This window comes from Nonomuraea aurantiaca, from assembly GCF_020215705.1.
In the GTDB taxonomy this organism is placed as follows: domain Bacteria; phylum Actinomycetota; class Actinomycetes; order Streptosporangiales; family Streptosporangiaceae; genus Nonomuraea; species Nonomuraea aurantiaca.
The window spans coordinates 25,169-47,145 of record NZ_JAIWNB010000042.1; the positions used below are offsets into that span (position 1 = coordinate 25,169).

Genomic DNA, 21,977 nt, shown 5'->3' on the forward strand with positions numbered 1-21,977 from the left:
CCCACCTTCTGGAGTTACCATGTCCAACCCCATGATGTCGCGGCGCGGCCTGCTGGCCGCCGGCGGCGGCCTGTCACTCGCCGCGCTCCTCGCCGCCTGCTCCGACGACTCCTCCTCCAAGCCGGCCGCGGGCGGCGGCTCTCTCGCGTTGAGCCTGCTGCTGCCCGGCGACGTGCCGGCCGGCTGGGACGCCGTGCTGGCGGAGGTCAACAAGAAGCTCCAGGCCGACCTGGGCTTCACCGTCAAGCCGCAGTTCATCCCGTGGACCAGCTACGGCCAGCAGGCGCTGCTGAAGTTCACCGCGGGGGAGAAGTTCGACACCGCGCTGCAGGCGCGCTGGCTCAACATGACCCAGCTGGCGGCGAGCGGCTCGATCGTCGAGCTGAGCAGCCTGCTGTCCAGCGGCAAGTACCCCAACCTGACCGCCACGATCGACCCGAAGATCATCGAGTTGAACCGGTGGAGCGGCAAACTCTACGGCCTGCCCCAGATCAACTCGGTCGCTCGTTTCCACCACTTCAGCATCCGCCAGGACTTGGCCGACAAGTACGGCATGAGCGACATCACGGATTTCGCGGGGCTGGAGAAGTTCTGGTACGACGTCAAGCAGAAGAACAAGGACATCACCCCGATCGGCCTGAACTCCCGGCTGCCCAAGCTGCTGGTGGCGTGGAACCCGGTCGGCTGGCTCAACCCCTACATGTGGGAGAACCCCAACATGAGCCTCGCCTCCTTCACCGGCGAGTCGCTCAACTTCGTGCTGGCCGCCGACGGCAAGCAGACCGGCTCGTCCCACCCGATCCCGTTCTGGGAGGCTCCGGGCATGCTGGACGCGCTGCGCCTGGTCCGGAAGTACTACCAGGACGGGTTGTTCAACAAGAACGCGCTCACCCTCGACTCGAAGGCGCTGGACTCCCAGTTCAAGGCCGGTCGCGTCGCCACCGCCTGGGCCATGACCGACGGCCTGTCCTCCGCCGCCCTGCCCGAGCTGACCAAGAACGTCCCCGGCGCGATGATCGCGAACGTGATGCCGCTCAAGGGCGGCGAGAACGCCAAGCCCTACCAGACCTTCCAGAGTGACAACTTCGTCGTGCTCAACGCCAAGGGCCAGAGCAACGAGAAGGCCATGCGGCTGCAGGACTGGGCGTCGATCAAGGAGAACCACGACCTGCTCAACTACGGCATCCCCGGCAAGGACTGGAAGCCCGTCGGCGACGACAAGTACGAGAAGGTCTCCACCTACACCTTCCCCGGCTTCGCCCTCGCCTGGCGGGCCAAGCTGGAGCGCCGGATCAAGGACATGACCGAGTCCGAGGCCAAGTGGTTCGACTGGGCGCAGGACATCGACAACTTCACCGTCGACCCGTACGCCAGCTTCGTCCCCGACCCTGAGCCGGTGAAGCGGGAGAACGCCCAGGTCACCGCCGCCATGACGCAGTTCGCCAACCCGCTGTTCATCGGCGCGGTGGACGTCGACCAGGGCCTGGACAAGCTGAAGAAGGCGCTGGACCGGGCGGGCCTGGCCAAGCTCCAGGCGGAGATGGCCAAGCAGGCCGACGCGTATCTCAAGGGTCAGTGAACAGCGAGGTAGCACTCATGCTTTTCTCGGAGGAATGAGCTTGATCCGCAATCCCGTCCTGCCCGGCTTCCACCCCGACCCGTCGATCGTGCGGGTGGGGGAGGACTACTACCTGGCCACCTCGACCTTCGAGTGGTATCCCGGCGTACGCGTCCACCACTCCCGCGACCTGGTGCACTGGCGCCCGCTCGGCGGCATCCTGACGGAGCGCGGGCAGCTCGACCTGTCCGGCGTGCCGGACTCCGGCGGCGTCTGGGCGCCCGACCTGACCTACCACGACGGGCTGTTCCACCTGGTCTACGGCGTGATGGACAACTACGCCCTCGGCTACAAGGACATCGCCAACTACCTGGTCACCGCCTCCTCGATCGAGGGGCCGTGGTCCGACCCGGTCCGGCTGCCCGGCCGCGGCTTCGACGCCTCCCTCTACCACGAGGACGGCCGGAGCTGGCTGCTCAACATGGTCTTCGACTCCCGCCCCGGACGCGGGTTCGCCGGGATCGAGCTGCAGCCCCTCGAAGGCGGCAAACCCGAGCTGATCCTGCCCAACCGCAACATCACCGAGGGGCCGCACCTGTACAAGATCGACGGCTGGTACTACCTGATGGTGGCCGAGGGCGGCACGGGGTACGAGCACGGGGTCACGGTGCTGCGTTCCCGTTCGATGGCGGGGCCGTACGAGGAGGACCCGGCCGGGCCGATGCTCACCTCCCGCCACGACCCGAGCCTGGAGCTGCAGAAGGCGGGTCACGGCTGCCTCGTCGAGACGCAGACCGGGGAGTGGTACGTCGCCCACCTCGTGGGCCGGCCGTACCACGACCGCACTTGCGTGCTCGGCCGCGAGAGCGCGCTGCAGCGCGTGGAGTGGGTGGACGGCTGGCCGCGCGTGGCGGGCGGCGTGCCCGCCGTGGAGGTGCCCGCGCCCGCGCTGCCCGCCCACTCGTGGCCGGCGGCCGACGGCTGGCACGGGCTGGAGCAGGACTGGAGCACGCTGCGGCGACCCTCCTCGCCGGACTGGCTGACCGCCGACCACGACGGCCTCACCGTGCACGGCGGTCAGTCGCCGTACGGATTGCGTACCCCGAGCCTGGTCGCCCACCGGGTCACCGCCCAGAAGTGCTCCCTGGAGGCGGTGATGCGGTTCGAGCCGGACACCGTCCACCAGTCCGCCGGCATCACCGCGTACTACAACTCGCGTAACTGGTTCTATCTCGCGGTGACCACCGACGGGCTCGTGCTGACCAGCAGCGACCGGGGCGCCCGCACCGAGCACCTGCTCGGCCCCGCGGCCGGCGAGGTCAGGCTGCGCGTGGAGTTCGACGGGCCGGTCGTGCGCTTCAACCACGGCCCCGAGCTGGACGCGACGATCCTGTCGGACGAGCATGCCGACGAGCGCATCGACGGCCAGATGCGGGCTTTCGGCTTCACCGGCGCGTTCGCCGGGTTCTGGGTGCAGGACCTGGCGGGTGAGGGCTGCACGGCACGGTTCGAGCAGATCCGGTATGAAGCCGCGTTGCCGTGATGAAGCCGTACGTTGAGACCCGGGGCCGCGAGGGGCCGCCGCTGCTCCTGGTGCACGGCTGGGGCGGAGACCACCGGACGTGGCGCGCCCTGGACTTCGGCGAGCGCCGGGTGATCGCCCCCGACCTGCGCGGCCACGGCAGATCCCCGGTTCCCGCCCGCGGATACCGGCCCGCCGACCTGGCCCGCGACGTGGTGCCGCTGCTGGATGGGCCGGTGGTGGCCATCGGGCACTCCATGGGCGCCCAGGTGGTCACCGCCCTGGCGGTCGAGCATCCGGAGTTGGTCAGCGCGCTCGTGGTCATCGCTCCCGCGTACGGCGCGGACGAGGCGGAAGAGCGGCTCATCCCGAGCCGGTTGGCGGCGCTGCGCGCCGAGGGCGCGGACGCGGCGTCGCGGCAGCTCGGGCCGCTGCCCGGGCCGATCGCCGAGCAACTGGCCGCCACACCCGGCCACGTGCTGGCCGAGTGCTACGCCGGGATGTACACGGCGCCCGGCGCCTTCGGAGTGCGCCGGGAGTCGGAGCGCTACCTGGCCAGGCGGACCTGCCCGGTGCTCGCCGTTCACAACGTGCCGGAGGCCGCGCGGTGGGAGGCGAGCCTGCCCGTAGACTCCGGCTCCGCGACCGTGGTTTGGCCGGAGGCGGGGCATTTCCTGCACCTGGAACAGCCGGAGAGGTTCGTCGAGGTCGTGCTGTCCGAGTGGGGCCGCTGACAGGGTCGATATCCGGTCGGCGGGCAGATCGGGCAGAAGGGCGGTGCGCGGCGGCCAGCGGTCGGCGAAGGCCAGCAGCAGCGTGCCGCTCAGGGCATAGGGCAGGAAGCCTGCCGCATACGCCGGCGCCGACATCAGCGGAGACCCGGTTGCCGCGTAGACGGTCAGGGACAGGGCGGCGGCGCTGTCCGATCTCGACCTGCGGGTGAGCCGGCGCTCCGAGGGGCAGGCCGGGACCATCGAGGTGCGTACGGGCTCGCGTACCGAGTGCGCCCGGCACCGGCTGGCCGGCAAGGGCCTGCTGCTGATGCCGACGGTGTTCGGCACTCTGATCAGCTATGTCGAGCCGCCATGGCCCTACGCCCTGGTCTGTCCCGCCCGGGGCATCGCGGACCTGCTCGCCCCTGGGGCGCGTACACCGGCGGCCCGCGATCAAGCAGTCGCCCGCGAATAACTCGTGGCGACGTCGGTGGTCATCCCGCGACAATGGCCGGCATGGAGCAGGTCGACGTACAAGAGGTCCAGGTCGTCGTCGCCCATAACGAGCGCGCGACCCTGCGCGTCGGCGACGTGTTCCTGAAGATCGACGCCGATCAGACGCGCACCGACGTCGAGGTCGAGGCGATGGCCATGGCGCCGATCCCGACTCCGGAGGTCCTGTGGCGCAAGCCGCCCGTGCTCGCGCTCGCCGCCCTCCCAGGGACGGCACTCGGCCGCCTCGGCGAGCCGTCGACCGCGTCGTCGGCGGCGTGGGCCGCGGCGGGTGCCGCCGTACGGATGCTGCACGACGCGCCACTGCCGCCATGGCCCGGCCGGAGCATCGACGAGATCGCCTCGCGCCTCGACGGCGAATGCGAGCGGCTCGTCACGAACGGCGTCCTTCCCGCCGACCTGGTCACGCGCAACCGCCGGATCGCCGAGGCCGTGCTCCGGCCGTGGACGCCGGTGTTCACACACGGCGACCTGCAGGTGACCCACGTGTTCGTCGACGGTGACGAGATCACCGGCGTGATCGACTGGTCCGAGGCGGCCCAGGGCGATGCCCTGTCCGACCTGGCCATCTTGACGTTCGGACACGAGGAGCGCCTTGGTGACGTCGTCGCCGGCTACGGCACCGACGTCGACCTTGACATGATCCGCGCGTGGTGGTCGTTGCGCAGCTTGGTGGCGATCCGCTGGCTGGTCGAGCACGGCTTCGACCCGTTCTTGCCAGGCTGCGAGGTCGACGTGCTGAGATCCCGGATGTGAGGCCGTACGTGCCCGACGGCCACGAGTGCCGTCGCGAGGCTCATGTGGTGCGGCCCTGGCCGGATATTCCGTGGCGGATGTCGCGGGGGAGCGATCACACTGGGCGCAATGGACAGGACAGTCAGCGCATGGGTCACATCGGGTGGCGATCGGCTCGGTGTCATCGGCCCGTTCCCAGTGGACGTGCCGTGGTGGGCCGAAGTGGAGCCGGTCGTCGCGCATCTGCGCCAGACGCTCGGCGTGGACGTCCTGGTGCTGCGCCTGTTGGACGTGGATGGTGGCGAGGGCGGCCGTGGTGGTCATGTGATCTATCACGTCGAAGCGCTGGAGCGGCCCGCGCCCGGGCTGCTGACGGGTGCGCTGCCCGCCGATCATGCGGTGCTCGACAGGCCCGAGCCGCTGCGGACGCCGTGGGCGCGGATCGACGGGCTGCGGGAGCTGTTCAGCTGGGCGGCGGACGCGCTGAGGGCGGCCGGGCGACCGCCGACGGGGCCGATCCGGCAACGCAAGACCTGGAATCTGGCCGGGCTGTTCCTCCTGCCCACCGCCCAAGGACCGCTATGGCTGAAGGCCACGCCCCACTTCGCCACCGACGAGGCCACCGTCATCGACGCGTTCGCGGCCCTGGATCCGGGCCTGGTTCCCACGGTCGTGGTGTCGGGACCGCGGCGCGTCGTGCTGGAGCACCTTCCCGGCGAGGACTGCTGGGACGCTCCCGTCGAGATCATCGACAGCGCCGTGACGCGACTGGTCGCCGCCCAGGCCGGCTTGGCGGGTGTGATCCCGCCCGGGGTGCCTGACAGGCGCGGAACCGCCGTCGCCGACCGGGTTCGCGACCTGCTCGCCGGTGACGTGGGCCGCGAGCTGACCGCCGAGGAGTTGGCGGGGGCGTACGAGCTGGTCGAACGTTGGCCTTTGCTGGCCGAGTGCGGCCTGCCCGACACGATCGTGCACGGCGACTTTCACCCGGGAAACTGGCGCAGCGACGGCGGCCCGCCGACCGTGGTGGACTTCGCCGACGCGCACGTCGGCAACCCGGTGCTGGACGGAATACGGGCTCGTGACTGGCTTCCTCCCGCCAGCCGACCCGCCGCCGCCGAGGCCTGGATCGCGGCCTGGACCGCCCACGTGCCCGGTTGCGACGCGGCGCGAGCACTCGCGATTGCCGAACCCCTGTCCCATCTTCACTACGCCGTCCGCTACCAGGAGTTCCTGGACGGCATCGAACCGTCGGAGCGGATCTACCACCTCGACGACCCGGCCACCAGCATCCGCGCCGCCCTGCGTGCCGCTGTGATCATGGACTGACGATCTGACCGATGGCCACGCGGGCGTACCGTTACCCCGGGCCGTTCCGGCGGCCGACGTCCTGCCCAGCACCGACGACGGTGACCTGGACAGGGCTTTCCGGTGTCGTGGCGGCGGCCGTGCACACGATCTGCTCCACGGCCAGTGTGGACAGTTTGTCGGCCGGAGTGGACGGGTTCATCGCCCAGTGGCCGGCCTGACGACCTGGCGCGGCGGTCACCGAGAACGGGGCGGCTTCGGGCGGGACGTCGGTGGTGAGTCCGTGCGCCTGTTCGCTCGCGGTGGGTCCGGCTGCCAGCAGCGCGAGCGTGTCCGCATGGCGAAGAAATCCGGTCTTACCCTCGAGCTGGTCGCCGACCCCGACCCGTAATAACAGGCCGCGCGTCAGGTTGGCGGAGCGGCGTCGTCCTGAATGTCGATGACCCTGGAAGTGTCAACACATTAAGAGAAGCGATTGTTTTGGATTGAGTCGATCGCTGTTCGCTATGCTCGACGTCATGGCTGACGTCGAGCTACGCCACCTGAGGACCATGGCTGCCATAGCCGAGGAAGGAACATTCGGGCGGGCAGCGCTCCGGCTCGGCTACACCCAATCGTCGGTGAGCCAGCAGATCGCCGCGCTGGAGAAGGCCGTCGGTGGCGCCGTCTTCGATCGGCCTGGAGGCCCGAGGCCGGTACGAATCACTCGCCTTGGCGAGGTGGTCCTGGCCCACGGACGCGATCTGCTCACGCGAGCGGAGGCGCTGGCCGACGCCGTCGATCGCTTCAGGGCGGGTAACGGCCGGATCGACATCGGCACCTTTCAGGGCGCGACCAACGTGATCCTGCCGGCCGTCGTGCGCCGGCTGCTGAGCGAGCACCCCGGCTGCGACATCAGGCTTTCGGAGGTGAAACCGGAGGATCCACAGATCGGAGATCTTGACCTGTTGTTCCACTACGGCCGGATCGAAGGCGACGTCGAGCACGTCGAGCTGCTCGACGAGCCCTACCTCCTGGTGGCCGGCGCCGGCGCGTTCCCCGATGGTCCGGTGCGGGTGAAGCTGCTCGACGATGCTCCGATGGTCGCCTGGCCTCCCACCTATCACCAAACATGGTTGGAGCGGGAGCTGGCCGGCGCCGGCGCGCGGCCACGGATCGTGTTCCGAACCGCCGGCCACGAAACCATCGTGTCCATGGTGCGGGCGGGCATAGGGTCGGCGGTGCTGCCGTGGCTCGCCCTTCACGGATCCGATGCCTGGTCCGACGACCGGCTCAGCATCCACCAACTGCGACCATCGCCGGCCACCACGTGGTATCTGTACTGGCCGGCCGGCCGCACCCAGTCGCCGCTCGCGACCCGAGCCATCGCCATCGCTGTCGAAGGCGCCAAAGAGCTGGCCAGCCAGATTCTGTGAACATCGCTGAAGGCGATCATATTTATCGATAATCATCGCTTTTCACGATGAAGTCGCGGTACTTAGCCTTCCAGACATGAACGCTCATCAATCCCAAGGCGAGCAGCTCCAGCCGATCAACGACGTCGAGCTGTGCGTGGAGACCTTCGGCGACATCGCGGCCCCGACACTCGTGGCCCATGGCGACCACGACCCACTCCTGCCGCTGCCGCACGGCAAGGCGCTCCGCGACGCCATCCCCGGCGTCGAACTGATGGTCCTGGAAGGGGCCGGACACGACCTGCCGGGGCGGGTGTGGGATGACCTCGTGACGGCCCTGGTACAGCACACGGAAGCCCTGGTCGAGCACGCGGAAGAAGGCCGCTCATGAACCGGTTGCGATCGGCGCTCTGGCTGCCGCTCTTCGACGACCTCGCCGACCCCCGAGTGGTCGCGCGCCTTGCCGCCGACGCGGAGGAGGCTGGATGGGACGGCTGCTTCGTGTGGGATCAGCTGTGCTGGCGGGCGCCGGTTCAACAAGTCGGCGATCCATGGATCGCGCTGGCGGCGATCGCGACCAAGACCGAGCGGCTACGGCTCGGCCCGATGGTGTCGCCGCTTCCCCGTCGACGGCCGGCCAAGGTCGCGCGAGAGACCGCGGCGCTGGATCGGCTCAGCGGCGGCCGCCTCACCCTCGGCGTCGGCATGGCGACGTGCGGCACCACCTCGTCGGCCGGCAGGTGCAGTCCGATGCCCGTCCTGTGCTGGTCGTTGATCACGAGCGCGTTGTCGAAGACACTCTCGACGTCCTGCAGCACGCCCGACTGCGGGTCCTCGCCCCGCATCCAGCCCACCTCGACGTAGACGTCCCTGCGCTCGGCGTCCGCGCCCGGCAGCGTCAGGTCGACCACGTTGTCGTTGTTGAAGTCCCGGCTCAGTACTCCTCGTAGTCGGTGAACCCGTCCCCGTCGGTGTCCGCGCTGGGGTACGGCGTGATGTCCACGCAGACCTGGGCCGAGAGCTTCGGGTCCGGCCCGAAGATCCCGCCGCCCGGCTCGCCGTTGCCCGCGACGCAGCCCGTCGAGGAGGTCAGGTCGCCGGTGACGGTGCCGTGGATGAGGTTCACGGTGAAGCGGGCGTACGGGTCGTCGTGGCGGGGTGAGGCGTTACCCCAGTCGTCGGGGCTGGTGTAGTCGTAATCCTTGATCAGGACGCTTCTTCTGCTCGGTCTTGGTGGTCGGGATCTGCTTGGTCAGCGACCAGTTCGGCGCGACCTGGACCTGGTCGTCCGGAGCTCGGGGCGTGGTGTAGGTGTCGAACCCGTCGAAGGTGATCTCGGCGTAGAAGTCCGGAGCGCTCTCGTCCGTGGCCTCCAGGCCCTCGTTGCCCGCTACTCAGACGGATCCGGCAGCTGACGTCCCGGCTGGTGGCTCCAGCATGGGCACGAGGAACCGCCGGGCCACCGCGGCCAGTTCGTCGTCGTCATCCAGGTCGATGATGGCACTGGGGATCGTCAGGAAAGAGGTGGAGACCCGCACCATCATCTCGGCCACGAGATCGACGTCAAGGCTGCTCGACACGTTGCCGGCGCGTTGCTCGCTGCGGAGCTGGCCGGCCACGAAATGCCGCACGGTGGCGAGGGTCCGGCCCCCGTCAGCCGTCATGGAGGGGACCAGCAGGTCCGGTTCCGTAGCGATGAGTCCGCCGATCAGGGGGTTGCCGCGAATGGCCCGCAATGAGGTCACGAAGCCCAGCACCACTCTGTCGGCAGCGGTGCCGGCTTGTTCGATGTCGATGAGGAACTGGTCGAAATAGCGGCGGAACTCCCGGCGTACCACGTGTTCGATCAGCGTGTCCTTGGTGTCGAAGCGGCGGTAGACCGTGATCCGCGACACCTTCGCCAGCCGGGCGACGTCCTCCATGGTGGATCGCCTGAGGCCCATCCGGCAGAACTGCTCGTACGCCGCGTCGAGGATGCGCGCCCGTAGCTCGTCGCTGTCGTCGACGCGCTCGACGGCATCGACGTAGGCGCGCTCCAGCAACGAATCCGAGTCCGACGGCGCCATGAATCCGGACAGCACAGAGTCCACGCTCACCTCCTGTAGGAATTCTGCCTCAAACGCGGTCTTGTGATGCTCGTCACACTGTGCTCTGATGATGATACACAGACTCATGACTTGTTTCTCCGTATCAACCCTTTCTCGCATGCCCTGAGCAGAACCCCCCCACCTCGAAGGAGTGCCGAGCATGGCAGAGTTGAGCAGGCGCGAGGTACTGATGTCGGGCACCGCCTTGGGGGCCCTCGGCGCGTTAGGGATGGCCTCCCCGGCCCAGGCGGACTCCCTGTCCGGCGACTGGGGCTGGCCGGCCAGTGGTTCGATCGCCGGTTCCGGCAGCGGCGCCGACCCCCGATGGGTGTGGGACGACGTGGCCGATCCGCTTCTCGCCTCCCTGCTCGACCGCGGTGCCATACCCGAGGTCAACCGGCTGCTGCACGACTGGAACCGCAACGACCAGCCCCTGCCCGCGGGGCTGCCGGAGGATCTGCGGGCCTTCATCGAGCAGGCGCGTCAGCTGCCGTCGTGGGCCGACCCCGCCATGCTGGATGCCGCGGGCCGCTTCCACGCGCTCAAGGGCAACTACATCGTCGTCCTCACCATTGTCGGCGCCGGGATGCTGGCCACCGCCATCCCCAAGGAGGCACGCGCTGTCTACTACTCCGCGGGCGGTGCGGATCTGAAAGACCGGATCGCCAAGACGAACATCCTGGCGTACGCGGTCAGACCCCAGAACGCCTGGGGTCCCGGCGGCACGGCCGTGGTCGAGGCCGTGAAGACCCGGCTGGTGCACGCGGCGGTGCGGCACCTGCTGAAGTCGTCTCCCCACTGGTCCGGCCCCATCCCGATCAGCCAGGAGGACATGCTCGTCACGTGGCACACCCTGGCGACCTACTCCATGCGCGGGATGCGGGAGTGGCAGGTGCGTATCTCCTCCACCGAGGCCGCGGCGTACCTGCACTCGGTACAGATGCTGGGGCACATGCTCGGCATCAGGGACGAGTTCCTCCCCGCCACCTGGGGCTCCTCCTACGCCCAGTCGGATCTGGTCCTGCCCAGGAACATGGGGCCGACCTCGGAGGGGGTGGAGCTCAACGCCATCCTGCGGGACATGCTCGCGGAGCTGACCAGCCCCGGCGGCGTCGACAAGCCTCTCGTCAACGCGTTCTCCAGGTACCTCACCGGCGACCAGGTGGCCGACTGGAACGGCATCCGACGCGAGCCGCTGTGGGACCCGGCGGTCAAGACCGCTTGGCCGCTACTGGTGCGCTTCCGGGAGGGTCTGATCGGGCTGCCGCTGGTGCCCGCCGCCGCCTGGCTCCTCGACGAGATGGTCAAGAAGTGGACCACGTACTACCTCACCAAGGGAGCACAAACCAAGATCGTGATCCCGACGGGCAACCGGCCCAGCTGATCACGGTTTTGGGCTGATCCCTTGACCTAGACCCCCCGGAAGGGAGAGTTTGGTCGGCATCGGACTTACGAGTCACTTACGAACCTGGTTCGTAAAGGGGTGCCGTGGCGATAGTGATCGGAGTGGTGACCCACTCGATGCACGGGGAGCTGTTCCGGGAAGCCGCGAACACGCTCGGCGGGGTCGACCTGGAGTGGGTCAGCTACGACCACGAGGACGAGATCCGCGCCAAGGTCGCCGAGTTCCTGAGCACGACCCGGCTCGACGGCTTCCTGGCCGGCCCGGTCCCGTACACGGCCAGCCGTGAACTCCTCCCGCCCGGCCTCCCGGTCGGCGTGATCCGCTCGTCGGCGCTCGACCTGACCCTCGCGCTCTACCGCGCCCAGGAGCGTGGCTGGGGTCGCGCCCCGGTCAGCATCGACACCTTTCCCGCCGAGGCGGTCGAGGCGGTCGCCACCGCGCTCGAGCTCGACGCCGACGCCATCGACTGCCTGCCGTACGCGCCCACGCAGTCCGTGGCGGACATCGTCGAGTTCCACCGTTCCGCGTACCACCGGTTCGGCGACCGCGGCTACGTGATCAGCGTCCGCGCCGCCGTCCGTGAGCAACTGTCCGGCGAGATCCCGATCATGAGCGGCATGCCGGTGCCGGCGACGATCCGGACCGAGCTGCACGAGCTCGCGCTCCGGATCGAGTCCGAGCGAGCCAGCGCACAACGCTTCGCCGCCGGAGTCTTCCTGATCTCACGTTCGCAGGACGAGGAACGGGCCCGGATCGGCCTGATGAATCTGTTGCTCAACACTCCCGAGTTCGCCGGCGCGTGGATCGAGGACCGCGGCCGGCGCGGCGTCGTCGTCTTCGCCCACAAGGCCCTGTTCGAGCGCATCACCCGCAACTGGGTCGCCGTACCCGCGCTCGCCGAGGCGGCCGCGGCGCTCGGTGCGCAGGTCTCGGCCGGGTTCGGCGTCGGAGCGTCCGCCCGCGGCTGTGTGGCCCTGGCCGAACAAGCGGCAGCCCGGGCCGAGCGGGAGAGCGAGCCGTGCGGCTACCTGATCGAGGACAGCGGCGTGATCATCGGCCCGATGGGCCCGGTCCGGGCGGCGCTCAGCTACTCCTACCGCGAGCACGGCGACGACGTCGAACAGCTCGCGAAGTCCGTCGGCCTCAGCGCTGCGACCGTCTCCCGCCTGGCGGCACTGGAGCACGAACTGGAAGGTCGCGCGATCTCGCCCGGTGAGCTCGCCGACCATCTCGGCATCACGGATCAGAGCGGCCGCCGGCTGATCCGCACGCTCGACGCCGGGGGCCTGGTGAGCGTCGAAGGCACTGCTCAGCACCATCCGAAAGGACGCCCGACCCGTCTGTACCGGCTACGCATCTCCCAAGCGTTACTGCGCTCATCGCGTTGAAGGGACAACCATGGAGCTCAATCGCCGCCAGATCCTGAAGTACGCAGGCCTCGGGCTGGCCCTGCCCGCCGCATCGCCCCTGCTGTCCGCCTGCTCCAGCGACAAGTCCGGAGGCTCCGGCGACGGCAGCGTGAAGTTCGAGGGCTGGGACTACGAGGCCGCACTCGTCCAGCAGAACCTCGACAACTTCACCAAGACCAGCAACATCAAGGTCGACTACACCCCGATCACGAGTGCGCAGTACGTTCAGAAGATAGTCGCCGAGTTCACCGGTGGCGGCGGCCCGGACGCCCTTTACGTGTACGACGACTCCCTCGCGGGCTGGGTCGAGGGGGACTACCTCCAGCCGCTCGACGGCCTGCCCGGCGTCGACGAGGTCTACAACGCGATCTACCCGGGCAACGCCTCCGCGATGACGTACCAGGGCAAGCGCTACGGCCTGCCGTACTACACCGACTCCAACTGCCTGACCTACAACGCCGACATCCTCGCCAAGGCCGGGATCACGAAACCCCCCGCCAGCCTGGAGGAGCTGGAAGCGCAGGCGGTCAAGATCAAGAACGCCGGCCTCCTGAAATACCCGATCGGCGTACCGGCGCAACTGTCCGACACCTGGTGGTCCTGGGTGTGGGCGCTGGTCTTCGGCAGCGGCGGCAACATGTTCGACGACCAGCAGGCGCCGATCATGAACACCACCGACACCGTGGTGAAGGACGTCTTCGCCTGGCTGCAGCAGGCGGCGAACAAGTCGAAGGTGATCGACCCGGCCTGCCTGCAACTGCTGGCGGTCCCGATCGACAACGCGATGAAGGCGAACCGGTACGCGTACACGATCGGCGCGCGGTACGCGAGTCGCGACTACAACGACGCGACCAAGTCCAAGGCCGCGGGCAAGATCCGGATGGCGCTGATCCCGAGCCTCGACGGTCAGGTGCACGGGACGGTCAGCAACACCCGGCTCTATGCGCTGGCCAAGGACACCGAGGTGAAGGACAACGCGTTCAAGCTGCTCACCTACCTGGGCGGACTCGACGCGAACAAGCAGCCTTATACCGCGAAGTTCTGGTTCCTGCAGCGTGGTCTCGGGTTCGCCTACAGGTCGATGGCGACCGACCCGGAGATCACCGCGTCGCTGAAGAAGTTCGCCGACCCGGCGATCTACGCCCATCTGGGCGAGATCGCCAAGCCGCGCAACGTGCTCGGCGTGCCGTGGTACACCGAGTTCGAAACCGAGATGCACAAGGTCGTGCAGGGCGTGCTGAGCAACCAGACGCAGCCGTCCGCGGCGGTGGCGAGCTTGGCGCAGTCCGCTGCCACGCTGAAGAAGAAGTACAGCTGAGGATGGCCGTCCAAGCCGAACGCCGGCCGCTGGGCGACAACGCCAAGGCCTGGGCGCTGAACGCGCCGGCCATGATCGTGATCGCCCTGCTGATCGCCTACCCGATCGCGTACTCGTTCTGGGTCAGCCTGCAACGCAACAACCTGAAGCGCCCGCGGGCGAACAAGTTCATCGGCTTGGACAACTACCAGGCCCTGCTCAGCGATCAGGCCTTCCTGTCCGCGCTGAAGGTGTCGGCCGTGTTCGTCCTCGTGGTGCTCGGGCTGACCGTCGTACTCGCGCTGATCCTGGCGCTGGTGCTGAACGAGCGGTTCCGCGGCCGCGGGCTGTTGCTCAGCCTGGCTTTGCTGCCTTGGGCGATGCCGGGGGTGGTGAACGGCCTGATGTGGCGGACCATCTTCGACGCCAAGACCGGCGCCCTGAACGGTCTGCTGACGCAGCTCGGACTGATCGACGACTATCACGCCTGGCTGACGTCCGGGACCGGCGCGTTCCTGTTCACCGCACTGGCCCAGGTGTGGAACACGCTCCCGTTCTCGGTCATCATCCTGCTCGCCGGACTGTCGACGATCCCCTCAGAGTTGTACGACGCCGCCACCGTCGACCGAGCGGGTGCGGTGCAGCGGTTCGTCCAGGTGACGTTGCCGTGGTTGCTGCACCCCCTGCTGATCGTGCTGATCCTCGAGACGATGAACGCCTTCCGTGCCTTCGACACCATCTACGTGCTGACCGGTGGCGGACCGGGTGACGCGACCACCACCATCGCCCTGCTCGACGTGCAGACCGTCCTGACCTTCACCGACTTCGGCCTGGGCAGCGCCTACGCCTGGGTGATCACCGCGATCACCCTGCTGATCTCGGTCGGCTACATCGGCCTGCTCTACCGGAAGGGGAACTTCGAGGTATGAGCACCGTGGTGAAGGTTCCCCTGCGCTACCGCATCCCCTGGAAGAAGATCGTCCTGTACGTGCTGGCGGTCGTGTTCGCGTTGTATCTGGTGTTGCCGTTCTACTGGATCGTCGCGATGAGCTTCATGCACGAGGTGGATGCGATCTCCGTTCCGCCGCACTGGATTCCGGTCCACCCGACGTTGGAGAACTATCTCGGTTTCATTCATCCGAGTGAGGCCCAGCAACTCGTCGGCGGCCGGGCGATCGACGAGACGCCGTACTCCTTGCGGAACAGCCTGATCGTCGCCACCTCGACGGCGATCCTGAATCTCGCGCTGGCCACGTTCGCGGCCTACTCGTTCTCGCGGCTGAAGTTCCGTGGCAGTCAGGTGCTGCTCATGCTCTACCTGCTCACCCGGATGGTGCCGGGGATCGCGATCATCATCCCGTTCTACCTGCTGATGCGGACGTTCGGGCTGCTGGACACCTACCTGGCGCTGATCCTTTCGTACACGACGTTCGCGCTGCCGATCACGATCTGGATCCTGAAGGACTTCTTCCGCTCGGTGCCGCGCGAACTCGAGGAGGCGGCCCGGGTGGATCGGTGCGGCTGGTTCCGGACCATGTGGTCGGTGTTCCTGCCGGTCGCGGCGCCGGGGCTGGTCGCGGCCGCGGTGTTCGCGTTCATGACCGCGTGGAACGAGTTCATGTTCGCGTTGTTCCTGACCAGCACGAGGGCGGCCAAGACGATCCCGGTGGTGGCGGCGAACTTCGCCACCGACTTCAACACCCAGTTCACCGTGATGGCCGCGGCCGGCGTGCTCGCGGTCGTCCCACCCCTGGCACTGGCCCTGCTCTTCCAGCGCAAGCTGGTCCAGGGCATGGCCGCCGGATCCGTGAAGGGCTGACAGATGGCAGAGGTTCGACTCGAAGGCATCACCAAGTCGTTCGGCGGCAAGACCGTGGTGAACGACCTGAATCTGACCATCGAGGATCAGGAGTTCCTCACCCTGGTCGGCCCGTCCGGTTGTGGAAAGTCGACCACCCTGCGCATGATCTGCGGCCTGGAACGGGCCTCCGAGGGCAACATCTTCTTCGACGGCAAGCCGGTCAGCTGGCTGCCGGCCAACAAGCGCGACGTCGCGATGGTGTTCCAGAGCTACGCGCTCTACCCGCACAAGACGGTCCGGCAGAACATCGGGTTCGCGCTGAAGATGATGCGGGTGCCCAAGGCGACGATCGAGGAGCAGGTGCTGCAGGCGGCCCGGACGCTGGACATCGAGGACCTGCTGGATCGTAAGCCGCGCGAGCTGTCCGGTGGTCAACGGCAACGGGTCGCGCTCGGTCGCGCGATCGTGCGGGACGCCGGTGCGTACCTGCTCGACGAGCCCTTGTCCAACCTGGACGCGCAGCTGCGGGTGCTGATGCGCGCGGAGATCAAGCGGCTGCACGTGGATGTCGCCCGGACGTTCATCTACGTCACCCACGACCAGGTCGAGGCGATGACGATGTCGGACCGGATCGCGGTGATGCGCGACGGCGTCATCCAGCAGTGCGCGACGCCGGGGGAGATCTACGAACGACCGGCGAACCGGTTCGTCGCGTCGTTCATGGGCTCGCCGCCGATGAACTTCGTCACCGGTGAGCTGGCCGACGTCGACGGCGTCCGGACCTTCCGCAGCGGCGCGTTGAGCCAGGAGCTGGGCCGGTACGACGTTTCGCCGGACGACCCGGCCGTCGTCCTGGGCGTCCGGCCGGAGGACGTGACGTTGTCGCCGACCCCGGTCGCGGGCTACCAGCCCGGGAAGGTGTTCGTGTCCGAGCCGCTCGGTCCGGACGTCCTCGTCACGGTCCGGATCGACGGCGAGCTGCTGAAGGCCCGCGTCCCGGTGCCGTTCCGGCTGGGTCATGACAGCACGGTGTACGTCGGCTTCAACCAGAACCGCCTGCATCTGTTCAGGGCCTCCGACGACACCGCGCTGCACGCACCGCAGCGGGTGTAGGCACCGCCCCCCATCGAGGAGAACGCTTTTGAGAGACCCCGAGAACGCCATCGTCGAGGTCGAGCTGCCGGACGACTTCGACGACTTCTGGGCGGCCGGCCTGGCGGACTGCGCGTCGTACCCGCTGGACCCGGTCCTCACCGAAATGCCCTCGCTGTCCACGGACAAGGTGATCGTCTACGATCTGCGCTACACCAGCTATGGCGGTCTGCGGATCGCCGGCTGGTACACCGTCCCGCGCGATCGGCCGGCCCCGCACCCGGCGTTGGTGACGATCCCCGGCTACATCTCCGAGCCGACGATCCCGAAGGAATGGTCCGAGCTCGGGTACGCCGCGCTCGCGGTCGCGCCGCGCGGAAAGCTGCGGTCGAACGACGTGTTCAACCCGGGCTACCCGGGATTGCTGACGCACAACATCATCGACCACAACACGTACGGGTATCGCGGGTTCTACCTCGACGTGGTGCGGGCGGTCGAGGTATTGCTCGATCGTCCGGAAGTCGACGATCTGCGGATCGGACTGCAGGGGTCGAGCCAGGGCGGTGGCCTCGGGATCTCGACGGCCGCGCTCCTGCCGGACGTGATCCGGTGCGTCGCGGCGGGCGCGCCGTACCTGTGCGGGATCATGACCGCGCCGACGCTGACCCGGTCGTATCCGTACGAGGAGATCAACGAGTACTTGCGGGTGCACCCGGAGGACGCCGACCGGGTGCGGGAGACGGTCGCGTACTACGACGGGCTCAACTTCGCGCCGAAGGTGCGGGCGCCGACGCTGCTGTACCTCGGGCTCGAGGACGACGTGTGCCCGCCGGAGACCGGGTTCGCGCTGCGGCGGGTGCTGACCTGTGAGACCACCCTGCACGCCTACCCGCACTGCGCGCACCACGCCGGCCTGCCGGGCGTGATGCGGATCGTGGAGGACTTCCTTGCCGAGCACCTCACGCCGGGACGGTGAACCGATGAACTTCGACAGCTACTGGTCCGCCGTCGACGAGGAGTTGGCCGTGATCTCCGCTCGGCCCGGGCTCGACCTGGTGCCGGCGCGGACGACGGACGAGGCGACCAGCTACACCGTGCGGCTCACCAGCACCGGGCCGTACCGCGTCTTCGGTCATCTCAGCATCCCGGCCGGTGACGGGCCGTTCCCCGCGCTCCTGCGGACGCCGCGCCACGGGAGCGTCAACCTCGTGCCGCACCCGAACGATCGGAGCCGGTACGTCGTGTTCTGCCTGACGCACCGTGGTCAGCGGCTGGCCGACGAAGGGTTCTCGGCGGCGTACCCGGGATTGCTGACGATGGGCATCGACGACCCGGCGTCGTACATCTATCGCGGGATCGCGGCGGACTGCCTGCGGGCCGCGGAGTTCCTGATGAGCCTGGATGAGGTCGATCCGGCGCGGGTGGCCGTGAGCGGGGACGACCTGGCGCTGCTGACGGCCGCGCGGCGGCCCGGGTTCAGCGCGGTCCGGCTCTCGGAGCTGCTGTTCTACCGGGCGACAGAGGCACGGCTGAAGTCGAGCCGCTATCCGCTCGAGGAGCTCAACGATCACCTCCGCGCCGGTTCGTCGGCGCAGATCGTCGACAAGACTCTCGCCTACTTCGATCCGGTCCGGCATGCGTCCGCGGTGACCGCTCGGACGTTGCTCGCCGTCGACGATCCCGACTGGTGTGCCGCACTGATCGGGGCCTTGCCCGCCGCGAGTGTCTACAAGCTGACCCACCTCGACGGCACCGACAACGACTTCCTGGATGCCTGGCTGGCCGAACTCTCCGGCGTACCACCGATGTCGAGATTCCTCGTATGACCCATCCATTCGGGGTCCGGCCCGTCATCAACGCCTCCGCGACACTCACCGCACTGGGCGGCTCGCTGATGCCGCCTTCGGCGCTGAAGGCGATGACGGAGGGGGCGGCCCACTTCGTCGACCTGCCCGAACTCCACGACCGCGTCGGTGAGCGCCTGGCCGCGCTCACCCGCAACGAGGCGGCCTGCGTGACGTCCGGTGCCGCGGCGGCGATCACCCTCACGGTCGCGTCGTGTGTCGGTGAGCCCGCGCGGGCGTTCCCGGCCGATGCCGAGGTCGTCATGTTCAGCAGCCAACGCAACGGCTACGACTACGCGGCCCGCCTGACCGGCGCCCGCGTCGTAGAAGTCGGACCATCGATCGAGGAACTCCGAGCCGCCCTGGTACGACGCCCCGCCTGCGTACTGTGGTTCGCCGGCGCCCACTACGCGGCGGCTGCTCTGCCGATCGAGGACGTGATCCGCGTCGCCCGGGAGCTCGCCTCGGCCGGCCCCACCGGTCCACCGGCCGTGCCGGTGATCGTGGATGCGGCGGCCCAGATTCCACCCGTCTCCTCGCTGTGGAGATTCACCACGGAGCTCGGTGCGGATGCCGTGATCTTCAGCGGTGGGAAAGGGTTGCGCGGACCGCAGTCCAGTGGGCTGGTGCTGGGGAAGCGGTGGATCGTCGACAGGTGCCGGGCGCATGCGTCGCCGAATCAGGAGATCGGGCGCGGGATGAAGGTCGGGAAGGAAGAGCTGCTCGGGCTGTACGCCGCGGTCGAGTGGACGCTGGAGCAGGACGAGGAGGCACTGCTCGCGAGCTATGAGCAGATTGTCGACCGGTGGATCGTCGGCCTGCGCGGAGTGCCGGGTGTCGTGGCCGAGCGCGGGTACCCGAGTGAGGCGGGCCAGCCGCACGGGCGAGCGGTCGTCCGATTGCTGACAACCAGCGGCTGGACCCGGGACGGGTTGGTGCGGGCTCTGTGGGACGGGGACCCGCGGATCGCGGTCGGTGTGTCCGGCGTACCCGGCGACGCGATCGCGCTGAACCCGCAGACGATCGAGCCGGGGGAGGACCTGGTGGTTCTCGACGCACTGGTTCGGCACCTGAGCTCTGGAGATGGGGAAAGAGCCGGACGAGACGCGTGAGGGGACAGCGCTGACCGGCTCTGATCACTCACAGGTGGCCGCCAGATGCAGCACGGCCGGGCCGTGGATCGTGGCCGGTACCGTGAACTTCACCGGGCCGTCGCTCGGCACCGTGATCTCGTCGCCGGGCAGGGATGTCCGTTCGTCGATGGCGTACCAGTCGGCTGTGTAGCCGCCGGCCGACAACTTGGCGGTGAACACCTCGCTGGTCCCGTCCGGCCGCAGGATGAGGTACTCCTTGCCGGGGTCCGCGAGCGCGTAGCCGGTGGAGGTGAGGTCGCCGCGAGGGGCCATGCCGATGAGGTCGATCCGCTCGGCGCAGCGCCGGGTGTCGCCCATCGCCTGGCGGGCCGGTTCGAAGGCGTCCTGTGCCGACGGGACACCGTCGATGAGGCCGTAGTCCATCAAGATCGGGTTGTGGCCGCGCAGGAACGCCTTCCACACCCAGAGGGCGCCGCCCTGGCCAGGGGCGAAGTGGTCGGTGTCGCTGAGCAGGACCTTGCGGCCGTCGGCGGGCGGCGGGTTGTCCAGCCATCGCGATGGCGGGTTGCCCGGAGCACCGGGGTGACCGCCCTCGCGGAAGATCTCGTCATCGTAGCCGGGCGAGATCCAGTCGGCGGGCCCGTCGAACAGGGGCGCGTTGACCAGGGTCTGGTCGGCCACCGGGAACTGCATGGTCATGCCGATCGGGCGCGGGTCATATCCCCGCTGCCGCTGGTACTGCCGGACGAACTCGATCACCCAGTACTGCCAGCCGGTCGAGTCACCCCACTCGGTCTCCAGCGGTACGCCGAGCGCGTCGGCCATCTCCGGGCTGACCGCGCCACCTCCGGATGATTCGTTGGAGACCTCGTACAGGACGTTAGGCAGGTCGTGCACGGTGTCGACGACCTGCTGGATGTAGGCCTCCTGCAACGCCTGTACGGCGGGGTCGAGCGGCAGGACCTGGTGGTCGAGGATCGAGGTGATCGCGATGCCGTTGACGTTGTTGCCGGCGTGGAAGGGATGGCCCTCGACGTTGTCCGGCGCCGGGCTGAGGTGCAGCGCCCAGCCGTCGAACAGCATCACCGCCACGTACATGCCGCGCCGGCCGGCGGCGGTGACCCGCTCGCGCAGCCGCTGGAAATAGGCCGGGTCGAACTGGGACAGGTCGAACTTCGCCTCGCCGTCCTTGGCCGTACCCCGTCCCGTGCGCGGCCATGGCTGCGGGCTCATGTTCAGGTGGTACGCGCCGCCGGCGGCCTGCGACTGGAACTGTTCCCAGCGCCACAGCCGGATGAAGTTGTGCCCGCGAGCGGCCAGGAAGTCCAGGTAGGCGCGGTAGTCCATCTTCTCGGGCTCGGCCGGTGCGCTCGCGCCGGGCCCCATGCCGTCGTGGAAGTTGTTCCAGATGTGCGAGCCGGTGAGATACACCGCCCGGTTGTCCGAACGTACGGTGAAGTAGCGCGGGTTGTCCGCGGATACCTCCAGCGGGCCGGGCATCCGATCCCGGTAGGTCGATACATCCGACATGATGTCTCCTTTCGAGTCGCGGCTGTGTCAGTGGTGGACCGGGTAGCGCAGGTGCGTGACGCCCTTGCCCTCGATGACCGCCGGGGTGCCCAGCTCGACCGGAGCCCTGGCGAGCCCGGCGAAGAAGGGGATGCCCTTTCCCAGCAGGACGGGCACCAGGTCCACCGCGAGCACGTCGACCAGCCCCAGGTCGAGACACTGCTGGGTGATGGTGGGGGTGGCGATGGCGATGTCGCGGCTGCCGGCGAGATCCTTGGCCTGCCGTATGGCGCTGGCCACGCCGTCGGTGACGAAGGTGAACGGCGTGTCCTCGCGCGGCCAGGCGTCCGGCACGCTGTGGGTGACGACGAAGACGTGCGCGCCCATCGGGTGTCTGCCGCCCCACGCGTTGGTCAGCTCGAACAGCCTGCGGCCACAGACCAGCGAGCCCAGCGCGCCGGGCGGGAACACCTCGGCACTGGGCCGCGCCGCGTCGTACCAGGCGAACACGGGGTCCACCTCGTCGTCCGGACCGGCGACGAAGCCGTCGAGAGACATGGACATGCTGGCGATGACGGACCCCATCACGTCGCTCCCTGGTCGTCGGGTTCGGCTGTTCGCGGCAAGCCTGCCTTCGGCGGCTGAGCAGAACATCGGCCAGGTGGCCGAGGCCAGGACTCCCCGGTGGCCGATTTC

At 68.5% G+C, this 21,977-nt stretch carries 23 protein-coding genes; 19 read left to right on the forward strand and 4 right to left on the reverse strand.

What is annotated here, in order from left to right; translation table 11 throughout:
* Nucleotides 1-19 precede the first annotated feature (19 nt).
* The 10 genes from LDL49_RS50915 (at nucleotide 20) to LDL49_RS50960 (ending at nucleotide 8,607) form a co-directional block, all read left to right on the forward strand.
* Nucleotides 20-1,579, forward strand: coding sequence for an extracellular solute-binding protein (locus LDL49_RS50915; RefSeq protein WP_225302184.1), 1,560 nt, complete (start codon nucleotides 20-22; stop codon nucleotides 1,577-1,579).
* Between the two features lie 34 nt (nucleotides 1,580-1,613).
* The gene (locus LDL49_RS50920; protein WP_372470708.1) at nucleotides 1,614-3,101 is read left to right on the forward strand and encodes a glycoside hydrolase family 43 protein; all 1,488 of its coding nucleotides are present in this window, start codon (nucleotides 1,614-1,616) and stop codon (nucleotides 3,099-3,101) included.
* Nucleotides 3,101-3,814, forward strand: coding sequence for an alpha/beta fold hydrolase (locus tag LDL49_RS50925; RefSeq protein ID WP_225302186.1), 714 nt, complete (start codon nucleotides 3,101-3,103; stop codon nucleotides 3,812-3,814). Before LDL49_RS50920 ends, LDL49_RS50925 begins: the two co-directional genes overlap by 1 nt.
* Before the next feature lie 205 nt (nucleotides 3,815-4,019).
* Complete coding sequence (locus tag LDL49_RS50930; RefSeq protein WP_225302187.1) at nucleotides 4,020-4,268, forward strand: hypothetical protein; 249 nt, start codon at nucleotides 4,020-4,022, stop codon at nucleotides 4,266-4,268.
* A gap of 41 nt (nucleotides 4,269-4,309) precedes the next feature.
* Nucleotides 4,310-5,062: an aminoglycoside phosphotransferase family protein gene (locus LDL49_RS50935; RefSeq protein WP_225302188.1), complete on the forward strand. Its 753-nt coding sequence runs from the start codon at nucleotides 4,310-4,312 to the stop codon at nucleotides 5,060-5,062.
* 108 nt (nucleotides 5,063-5,170) lie between these two features.
* Nucleotides 5,171-6,370 carry an aminoglycoside phosphotransferase family protein gene (locus tag LDL49_RS50940; protein WP_225302189.1) on the forward strand — a complete coding sequence of 400 codons (1,200 nt, stop codon included), beginning with the start codon at nucleotides 5,171-5,173 and terminating at the stop codon, nucleotides 6,368-6,370.
* 11 nt (nucleotides 6,371-6,381) lie between these two features.
* Entirely contained in the window at nucleotides 6,382-6,570 is a 189-nt protein-coding gene (locus LDL49_RS50945; protein ID WP_225302190.1) for a hypothetical protein, read from the forward strand.
* A 297-nt stretch (nucleotides 6,571-6,867) separates the two neighbouring features.
* Complete coding sequence (locus LDL49_RS50950) at nucleotides 6,868-7,764, forward strand: LysR family transcriptional regulator (RefSeq protein WP_225302191.1); 897 nt, start codon at nucleotides 6,868-6,870, stop codon at nucleotides 7,762-7,764.
* Between the two features lie 76 nt (nucleotides 7,765-7,840).
* A complete protein-coding gene (locus LDL49_RS50955; protein WP_225302192.1) occupies nucleotides 7,841-8,134 on the forward strand; it encodes an alpha/beta fold hydrolase in 294 nt (97 codons plus the stop codon).
* Nucleotides 8,131-8,607, forward strand: a complete 477-nt coding sequence (locus LDL49_RS50960; RefSeq protein ID WP_225302193.1) for an LLM class flavin-dependent oxidoreductase — start codon at nucleotides 8,131-8,133, stop codon at nucleotides 8,605-8,607. The genes LDL49_RS50955 and LDL49_RS50960 overlap by 4 nt, the downstream gene beginning before the upstream one ends.
* A gap of 70 nt (nucleotides 8,608-8,677) precedes the next feature.
* Here LDL49_RS50960 and LDL49_RS50965 read toward each other — a convergent pair whose 3' ends face one another.
* The gene (locus LDL49_RS50965; RefSeq protein ID WP_225302194.1) at nucleotides 8,678-8,869 is read right to left on the reverse strand and encodes a hypothetical protein; all 192 of its coding nucleotides are present in this window, start codon (nucleotides 8,867-8,869) and stop codon (nucleotides 8,678-8,680) included.
* Nucleotides 8,870-9,137: 268 nt separating this feature from the next.
* Nucleotides 9,138-9,809 (reverse strand): TetR/AcrR family transcriptional regulator, encoded by a 672-nt coding sequence (locus tag LDL49_RS50970; RefSeq protein WP_225302210.1) that lies wholly within the window; start codon nucleotides 9,807-9,809, stop codon nucleotides 9,138-9,140.
* 181 nt (nucleotides 9,810-9,990) lie between these two features.
* On the opposite strand from LDL49_RS50970, the gene LDL49_RS50975 reads away from it, so the two are divergent.
* The 9 genes from LDL49_RS50975 to LDL49_RS51015 all read left to right on the forward strand — a co-directional run bounded on the left by LDL49_RS50975 (nucleotide 9,991) and on the right by LDL49_RS51015 (nucleotide 19,790).
* The gene (locus LDL49_RS50975) at nucleotides 9,991-11,214 is read left to right on the forward strand and encodes an oxygenase MpaB family protein (RefSeq protein WP_225302195.1); all 1,224 of its coding nucleotides are present in this window, start codon (nucleotides 9,991-9,993) and stop codon (nucleotides 11,212-11,214) included.
* A gap of 104 nt (nucleotides 11,215-11,318) precedes the next feature.
* On the forward strand, nucleotides 11,319-12,623 hold the full coding sequence (locus LDL49_RS58875; protein ID WP_225302196.1) for a helix-turn-helix domain-containing protein: 1,305 nt from the start codon (nucleotides 11,319-11,321) through the stop codon (nucleotides 12,621-12,623).
* Nucleotides 12,624-12,633: 10 nt separating this feature from the next.
* On the forward strand, nucleotides 12,634-13,962 hold the full coding sequence (locus LDL49_RS50985; protein ID WP_225302197.1) for an extracellular solute-binding protein: 1,329 nt from the start codon (nucleotides 12,634-12,636) through the stop codon (nucleotides 13,960-13,962).
* Nucleotides 13,963-13,964: 2 nt separating this feature from the next.
* Complete coding sequence (locus tag LDL49_RS50990) at nucleotides 13,965-14,870, forward strand: carbohydrate ABC transporter permease (protein WP_225302198.1); 906 nt, start codon at nucleotides 13,965-13,967, stop codon at nucleotides 14,868-14,870.
* Nucleotides 14,867-15,760 (forward strand): carbohydrate ABC transporter permease, encoded by an 894-nt coding sequence (locus LDL49_RS50995; protein WP_225302199.1) that lies wholly within the window; start codon nucleotides 14,867-14,869, stop codon nucleotides 15,758-15,760. Before LDL49_RS50990 ends, LDL49_RS50995 begins: the two co-directional genes overlap by 4 nt.
* Nucleotides 15,761-15,763: 3 nt before the next feature.
* Nucleotides 15,764-16,855, forward strand: coding sequence for an ABC transporter ATP-binding protein (locus LDL49_RS51000; protein WP_225302200.1), 1,092 nt, complete (start codon nucleotides 15,764-15,766; stop codon nucleotides 16,853-16,855).
* Between the two features lie 28 nt (nucleotides 16,856-16,883).
* A complete protein-coding gene (locus LDL49_RS51005) occupies nucleotides 16,884-17,810 on the forward strand; it encodes an acetylxylan esterase (protein WP_225302201.1) in 927 nt (308 codons plus the stop codon).
* A 4-nt stretch (nucleotides 17,811-17,814) separates the two neighbouring features.
* The gene (locus tag LDL49_RS51010; protein ID WP_225302202.1) at nucleotides 17,815-18,660 is read left to right on the forward strand and encodes an acetylxylan esterase; all 846 of its coding nucleotides are present in this window, start codon (nucleotides 17,815-17,817) and stop codon (nucleotides 18,658-18,660) included.
* Nucleotides 18,657-19,790, forward strand: a complete 1,134-nt coding sequence (locus LDL49_RS51015) for a hypothetical protein (protein ID WP_225302203.1) — start codon at nucleotides 18,657-18,659, stop codon at nucleotides 19,788-19,790. Before LDL49_RS51010 ends, LDL49_RS51015 begins: the two co-directional genes overlap by 4 nt.
* 24 nt (nucleotides 19,791-19,814) lie before the next feature.
* Here the strand turns inward: LDL49_RS51015 and LDL49_RS51020 are convergent, their stop codons facing one another.
* Nucleotides 19,815-21,302 (reverse strand): hypothetical protein, encoded by a 1,488-nt coding sequence (locus tag LDL49_RS51020; protein WP_225302204.1) that lies wholly within the window; start codon nucleotides 21,300-21,302, stop codon nucleotides 19,815-19,817.
* 27 nt (nucleotides 21,303-21,329) lie between these two features.
* On the reverse strand, nucleotides 21,330-21,866 hold the full coding sequence (locus LDL49_RS51025; RefSeq protein ID WP_225302205.1) for a dihydrofolate reductase family protein: 537 nt from the start codon (nucleotides 21,864-21,866) through the stop codon (nucleotides 21,330-21,332).
* Nucleotides 21,867-21,977: the final 111 nt, after the last annotated feature.

What these genes read in the sequence shown, in the direction of transcription:
- LDL49_RS51015 (WP_225302203.1), top strand. Translation starts at nt 18,657, where the DNA reads ATGACCCATCCATTCGGGGTCCGGCCCGTCATCAACGCCTCCGCGACA.
- LDL49_RS51020 (WP_225302204.1), bottom strand. Translation starts at nt 21,302, where the DNA reads ATGTCGGATGTATCGACCTACCGGGATCGGATGCCCGGCCCGCTGGAG.
- LDL49_RS50950 (WP_225302191.1), top strand. Translation starts at nt 6,868, where the DNA reads ATGGCTGACGTCGAGCTACGCCACCTGAGGACCATGGCTGCCATAGCC.
- LDL49_RS50975 (WP_225302195.1), top strand. Translation starts at nt 9,991, where the DNA reads ATGGCAGAGTTGAGCAGGCGCGAGGTACTGATGTCGGGCACCGCCTTG.
- LDL49_RS50970 (WP_225302210.1), bottom strand. Translation starts at nt 9,809, where the DNA reads ATGGCGCCGTCGGACTCGGATTCGTTGCTGGAGCGCGCCTACGTCGAT.
- LDL49_RS50990 (WP_225302198.1), top strand. Translation starts at nt 13,965, where the DNA reads ATGGCCGTCCAAGCCGAACGCCGGCCGCTGGGCGACAACGCCAAGGCC.
- LDL49_RS50920 (WP_372470708.1), top strand. Translation starts at nt 1,614, where the DNA reads ATGAGCTTGATCCGCAATCCCGTCCTGCCCGGCTTCCACCCCGACCCG.
- LDL49_RS50955 (WP_225302192.1), top strand. Translation starts at nt 7,841, where the DNA reads ATGAACGCTCATCAATCCCAAGGCGAGCAGCTCCAGCCGATCAACGAC.
- LDL49_RS50925 (WP_225302186.1), top strand. Translation starts at nt 3,101, where the DNA reads ATGAAGCCGTACGTTGAGACCCGGGGCCGCGAGGGGCCGCCGCTGCTC.
- LDL49_RS50960 (WP_225302193.1), top strand. Translation starts at nt 8,131, where the DNA reads ATGAACCGGTTGCGATCGGCGCTCTGGCTGCCGCTCTTCGACGACCTC.
- LDL49_RS50935 (WP_225302188.1), top strand. Translation starts at nt 4,310, where the DNA reads ATGGAGCAGGTCGACGTACAAGAGGTCCAGGTCGTCGTCGCCCATAAC.
- LDL49_RS51025 (WP_225302205.1), bottom strand. Translation starts at nt 21,866, where the DNA reads ATGGGGTCCGTCATCGCCAGCATGTCCATGTCTCTCGACGGCTTCGTC.
- LDL49_RS50915 (WP_225302184.1), top strand. Translation starts at nt 20, where the DNA reads ATGTCCAACCCCATGATGTCGCGGCGCGGCCTGCTGGCCGCCGGCGGC.
- LDL49_RS50940 (WP_225302189.1), top strand. Translation starts at nt 5,171, where the DNA reads ATGGACAGGACAGTCAGCGCATGGGTCACATCGGGTGGCGATCGGCTC.
- LDL49_RS51000 (WP_225302200.1), top strand. Translation starts at nt 15,764, where the DNA reads ATGGCAGAGGTTCGACTCGAAGGCATCACCAAGTCGTTCGGCGGCAAG.
- LDL49_RS50985 (WP_225302197.1), top strand. Translation starts at nt 12,634, where the DNA reads ATGGAGCTCAATCGCCGCCAGATCCTGAAGTACGCAGGCCTCGGGCTG.
- LDL49_RS50945 (WP_225302190.1), top strand. Translation starts at nt 6,382, where the DNA reads ATGGCCACGCGGGCGTACCGTTACCCCGGGCCGTTCCGGCGGCCGACG.
- LDL49_RS51010 (WP_225302202.1), top strand. Translation starts at nt 17,815, where the DNA reads ATGAACTTCGACAGCTACTGGTCCGCCGTCGACGAGGAGTTGGCCGTG.
- LDL49_RS50995 (WP_225302199.1), top strand. Translation starts at nt 14,867, where the DNA reads ATGAGCACCGTGGTGAAGGTTCCCCTGCGCTACCGCATCCCCTGGAAG.